Source organism: Microbulbifer sp. (assembly GCF_051659245.1).
In the GTDB taxonomy this organism is placed as follows: domain Bacteria; phylum Pseudomonadota; class Gammaproteobacteria; order Pseudomonadales; family Cellvibrionaceae; genus Microbulbifer.
In genome coordinates this window covers 1-5,102 of record NZ_JBOFOC010000155.1, presented here as the reverse complement: position 1 = coordinate 5,102, position 5,102 = coordinate 1, and the positions used below count along the sequence as shown (strand labels likewise).

The following is a 5,102-nucleotide window of genomic DNA, read 5'->3' as shown; positions in this document are numbered from 1 at the left end:
CAATGCCACAGTTATTCATGTCAGTCCCCTTCTGGTTTAAGGCGCTTAGCGACCTTGTGTTTCAAAACTCAACCAGTTTAGGGGACTGACCTCCTACTGAGCTAGATCTTGGCTCGCCGCTTTATTACATCTCCTACAGTAGTCGAGAAGGCGCGGTGGCGGCCCGCTTGCGGAGCTGGAGCTCCGCGGTCCCGGGCCCTCTCCCCCGGCCCCTCTCCCGCAAGCGGGAGAGGGGAGAGTTAATATGGATGGATTACTCGGTCTCCATGCCCAGATGGTAGGCCAGGAAGCTCCACTGGTTGGTGATGTCTTCCACCTGCATCCATACCGGCTTGCCGGCGCCGTGGCCCGCGCGGGTTTCCACTGCCAGCCAGATGGGGTTGTCACAACCCTGGTCACGCTGCAGCACGGCGGCGAATTTGTAGCTGTGCCAGGGTACCACCCGGTCGTCCCGGTCGGCGGTGGTGATCAGGGTGGGCGGGTAGCACTTGCCCTTTTCGGTGTTGTGCACTGGCGAGTAGGCGTGGAGGGCCTCGAACTCCTCCTTGTTTTCACTCAGGCCGTAATCGCTGGACCACTGGCGCGCGTTGGCGGAGGCGGTGTGGTAGCGCAGCATATCCAATACGCCCACCGCGGGCAGCGCGGCGGCGAAGAGATCCGGGCGCTGAGTGATGGTGGCGCCCACCAGCAGGCCGCCGTTGGAACGGCCGCTGATCGCGAGTTTTTCCGGCGAGGTGATTTTCTCCGCGATCAGCCACTCGGCGGCGCTGATAAAATCGTCGAACACATTCTGCTTTTGGCCCTTGGTGCCCGCTTGGTGCCAGGCCTCGCCGTACTCGCTGCCGCCGCGCAGGTTGGCCACCGCCAGGGTGCCGCCCATATCCAGCCAGCCGGCAAAGCGGGTGTAAAAGGCGGGCACTATGGCCACGTTGAAGCCGCCGTAGCCGTACAGCAGGGTGGGGGTTTTGCCGTCTTTTTTCAGGCCTTTTTTATGCACCAGAAATAGCGGAATCCTGGTGCCGTCTTTGCTTTTGTAGAAGTGCTGGCTGACGGTGAGGTCGGCAAAATCCGCCGGATATTTCGGGGCCTTGAACAGCTCGCTCTTCCCGGTCTGCACATTCAACCGGTAGATGCTCGGCGGGGTGATAAAGCTGCTGAAGGAGTAGAAGGTCTCCGCCTCGTCCGGCTCGCCGTAGAAGCCGGATACCGAACCCAGGCCCGGCAATTTCAGTTCGTACTGCTGTTTGCCGTCGGTATCGGTGACCACCACTTTCGACTTGGCGTCCTGCAGGTAGTGCAGCACAAAGCGTCCGCCGATCAACGATGCCTCCTGCAGGGCATTTTCCCGCTCCGGCACCAGGTCGCGCCAGTGTTTGCGCTGGGGCTTGCCCAGGTCGATGGCGATCACCCGGCCCAGGGGCGCGCTGGCGGTGGTCTGGAAATAGAAAGTCTCACCGTTGTTGCCCAGATAGGTGTAGAGACCGTCCCAGTCGTCCAGCAGCCGGACCACCTCGCCGTTCTTCTTGCGCAGGTCCTTGTAGTAGATGCCGTTGGAGTCATAGCCGTCGAAGATGCTGAACACCAGATAGTTGCCATCGTGGCTCAATTCCGCTTCCGGGTTGCGGGTGGGGTGGTCGGTGATTTTATAGATCAGCCGGTCGCGGCTCTGGGGCTGGCCCAGTTTGTGGAAATAGACCGAGACCTGCTTGCTGTCGTCGGCGCTGCCATCGTCGTTGAACGGATAGCGGCTGTAGTAGAAGCCGGACTCGTCCTCGGCCCAGCTGATGCCGCTGAACTTGATGCCGGTGAGGGTGTCTTTCAGGTCCCGGCCGATCTTCAGGTCGCGCACCTGGTAGTCGGTCCAGTCGGTGCCGCCGTCGGAGGTGCCGTAGGCCAGGTAGCGGCCTTTGGGGCTGACCCGGTAGCGCTTGGCGGCGACGGTGCCGTCCTCGCTCAGCTTGCGCGGGTCCAGCATTACCGTACCGTCTTTTTTCAGGCTGTCGGTGCGGTAGAAGACGTTTTGGTCCCAGCTGCCGTCGTTGTACTCGTAGAAGTATTTGCCGGCCTTTTTGAACGGCACTTTGTAGCGCTCGTACTGCCAGAGTTCCCCCAGCCGCTCGTTCAGCTTGTTCCAGCCGGGAAGTTTCTTCAGGCGCGGCAGCGAAATATCATTCTGCGCGGTCACCCAGGCTTTCACTGCACTGGAGGTCCCCTCCTCCAGCCAGCGATAGGGATCATCCACCTGGGTGCCGAAATAGTTGTCCCGCTTTTCCAGTTTGGGGGTAACGGGATAGTCCGCGGCCAGGGTGGCGGCGGTGGCCAGCGCGCTGGCGGCCAGGATCAGAAGCTGTTTCTTCATACCGTGTGTTTCCGGTTTCTCATCATCGAACAGTTGGCTAATCTATGGCATTTTTCATACCGGTTCCAGAAACAGGGGGACGTTTGCGGTGAGGGGATTGATTCAGCGTGTGAGCCACGCGCGGGTGGACGTGAACGGTGAGTCTGTCGGCTCCATCGACCGCGGCCTGTTGCTGCTGCTGGGCGTGGAGGCGCGGGACGACCGCGAGAGCGCGGACAAGCTGCTGCACAAGGTGCTGCACTACCGGGTGTTCGGCGACGAGCAGGGGCGCATGAACCTGAACGTGCAGCAGGCCGGTGGCGGCCTGCTGATCGTCAGCCAATTTACCCTGGTGGCCGACACCGCCCGGGGCCTGCGCCCCAGCTTCAGCCGCGGCGCCTCGCCGGCTCAGGCGGAGGAACTGTACGATTACTTCGTCGGGCGCGCCCGCGCTCAGTTCTCGCCGGTGGAGACCGGGATATTCGCCGCGGACATGCAGGTCTCGCTGTCGAATGACGGGCCGGTTACCTTTTTACTGGAGACCTGACGGTCCGACTCTTATACTGCCAAACTGAACTGTTGGAGATACGTCATGACCGAGTTGCTCTCGCGCATCACTATCGATCCCGCCATCTGTCACGGCAAGCCGGTAATCAGAGGCATGCGTTATCCGGTAGCCAATATCCTGGAGTGGCTTAGCGCAGGCATGTCACAGGAAGAGATTCTCAAGGATTACCCGGATCTGGAGGCGGACGATATCCGTGCCACACTGGCCTACGCCGCAAGGCTGTCCAGAGTCAATCGCCAGGAAGACCTCGCGGCGTGAAGTTTCTGGTCGATGCACAGTTGCCGCGCAGGCTGTCGCTATGGCTGCAAGAGCAGGGCTATGACAGTCGCCATACCCTGGACTTGCCCGAGGGCAACCGCACCACAGACGCCCGTATCTGTGCTATTGCGGACACCGAGACGCGGGTCGTGGTCACCAAGGACGCCGACTTTGTATACAGCTTCGAAATAAAAGGCACTCCAGCCCGGTTGCTGCTGATCTCTGCCGGCAACCTGTCCAACACAGAACTATTGACCCTCTGGCATAAACACCTCGATAAGATAGTGCGCGCCTTCGAGAGCGCCAGCTTTGTCGAACTGGCTCCCACCCGACTTATATCCCGCGAGTAAGGCGCATAAGTGTTACCCCCCCCGCGCGGCGGAATCATAGATCCACGGCCATGCAGGTCTCGCTGTCGAACGACGGCCCTGTGACCTTTTTACTTGAGACGTGATCGCTGGATTCCTGATGGCGCGCCGCCAGCGCTTTCAGGCGCCGGTCGCGGGTTTTCTTGTCCTCTTTCCCCAGCCGTTCCACCGCCTGGTAGAACGCCGGCCAGGTCTCCCCGGACTCCCGGTACAGTTGCGCGAAGGCCGGCACCAGGGACTGGTACTCGGACGCCAGTGCCAGGGTGGCGTTGTTGGTCTTCCCGATATAGGCGCGGTAGCGCTCGGCGTTGGGCCAGTCCATCGACATCCGGTCATAGCAGTAACGCAGCCGCTCCAGCACTTCCGCCTTTAGGACGCGCTTTTCGTCGTCGGCAAGGGGGGATTTGTAGATCGGCTCCAGTTGCTTGCGCGCGGCCATCATCAGCCGGCGGATCGCCATCGACTGGGCGCGGCGGTTAGCTGACCCGCCATCCAACCCCTGCCGGCGGCGCCAGTCCGGCAGGGCCAGTTCCGACACGGCGGTGGCGAAGCTCTCGTTGAACGTGGTGTCGCCGGAGATGTACACCCGGCGGTGCGCCAGTTCGTGGAACAGCAGCCCGGCGAGCCGGTCCGGCGACCAGTTGACGAAACTGGAGAGCACCGGATCATCGAACCAGCCCAGGGTGCTGTAGGCGGGCACCGGGCCCAGATAAATGTCATAACCCTCGGCCAACAGTGCCTTCGCCTTGGCCTCGGCATCGGCCTTGCGGAAATAGCCGCGGTAACTGGCGCAACCGATAAAGGGATAGCACCAGCGCTTGGGGGAGAGGGAAAACTCCGGCGCCGCCAGCACATTCCACACGGGGAAGTCCTCCGCCAACTTCACATAGGAGCCGTAGGCCTTTCCCACCGGCAGTTGCAGCTCGGCGCCGGCATAGGCGCGAATATCCTGCACCAGGCGCAGCCGCTCCTGCAGTTCTTCGCCGATGCCGGGCGCAGCGGCCACCTTCTCGATCGGTTTGCGCGCGGCCAGGATGCGCCACTGTCCGACCACCGCCTGGGTGTAATATCCCGCCGTTTCACAGCCGCTTAACAGAGCGGCTGTCAGTAGAGAGCAAATGATGAGTGCCCGGGGCAATCGCCGATAACAGCTGCTATACACTCTATTACCTGTTCCATCGATTATTGTTGAGGGTTCCGGCATGGCGCCCATGGCCGCCATACTCACCGTGTTTGCGCTGACTTTCGCCGCAATCAGCTGGCTGAGCCTGCTGCGCGCCTGCTTCCGCCAGGGAACGGTTACCGGTCTGCTGGCATTTTTCCTGCCGCCCTTGGGGCTGCTGCTTCTGCTGCCTCGCTGGGAAGAGGAAGCCGAACCTTTTGCGACCGCTGCGGCGGCTCTGGTTTTTATCAGCATAGCCGGAATTTTTTGAGATTCCCCCCTTCGTAACCTTGTGTCGTTTCCGAGGGAAATAGTACAGAGGAGGTAACTGCTCAGCCTTGTAGGAGCGGCGGGGCGGCCATCCGACATGCCCGCGAACAGAGTCCGATCGCGGGCATGGCGGATGGC

At 61.4% G+C, this 5,102-nt stretch carries 6 protein-coding genes; 4 read left to right on the top strand and 2 right to left on the bottom strand.

Annotated features, from left to right (window positions below; translation table 11 throughout):
• Window positions 1-253: 253 nt before the first annotated feature.
• Window positions 254-2,359: a prolyl oligopeptidase family serine peptidase gene (locus ACRC0P_RS15430; RefSeq protein ID WP_438632195.1), complete on the bottom strand. Its 2,106-nt coding sequence runs from the start codon at window positions 2,357-2,359 to the stop codon at window positions 254-256.
• A gap of 88 nt (window positions 2,360-2,447) precedes the next feature.
• Here ACRC0P_RS15430 and dtd point away from each other — a divergent pair, with 88 nt between their 5' ends.
• Genes dtd through ACRC0P_RS15415 form a run of 3 tightly spaced genes read left to right on the top strand, consistent with a single transcriptional unit; the run spans window position 2,448 to window position 3,514 of the window.
• Window positions 2,448-2,885 carry a D-aminoacyl-tRNA deacylase gene (gene dtd, locus ACRC0P_RS15425; RefSeq protein WP_183457871.1) on the top strand — a complete coding sequence of 146 codons (438 nt, stop codon included), beginning with the start codon at window positions 2,448-2,450 and terminating at the stop codon, window positions 2,883-2,885.
• A gap of 45 nt (window positions 2,886-2,930) precedes the next feature.
• Complete coding sequence (locus tag ACRC0P_RS15420; RefSeq protein ID WP_438632194.1) at window positions 2,931-3,164, top strand: DUF433 domain-containing protein; 234 nt, start codon at window positions 2,931-2,933, stop codon at window positions 3,162-3,164.
• Window positions 3,161-3,514 carry a DUF5615 family PIN-like protein gene (locus tag ACRC0P_RS15415; protein ID WP_438632193.1) on the top strand — a complete coding sequence of 118 codons (354 nt, stop codon included), beginning with the start codon at window positions 3,161-3,163 and terminating at the stop codon, window positions 3,512-3,514. The genes ACRC0P_RS15420 and ACRC0P_RS15415 overlap by 4 nt, the downstream gene beginning before the upstream one ends.
• A 34-nt stretch (window positions 3,515-3,548) precedes the next feature.
• On the opposite strand, the gene ACRC0P_RS15410 is transcribed toward ACRC0P_RS15415, so the two are convergent.
• The gene (locus ACRC0P_RS15410) at window positions 3,549-4,670 is read right to left on the bottom strand and encodes an aminopeptidase (protein ID WP_438632196.1); all 1,122 of its coding nucleotides are present in this window, start codon (window positions 4,668-4,670) and stop codon (window positions 3,549-3,551) included.
• A 64-nt stretch (window positions 4,671-4,734) separates the two neighbouring features.
• Here ACRC0P_RS15410 and ACRC0P_RS15405 point away from each other — a divergent pair, with 64 nt between their 5' ends.
• Window positions 4,735-4,965, top strand: a complete 231-nt coding sequence (locus ACRC0P_RS15405) for a hypothetical protein (protein ID WP_438632192.1) — start codon at window positions 4,735-4,737, stop codon at window positions 4,963-4,965.
• Window positions 4,966-5,102: the final 137 nt, after the last annotated feature.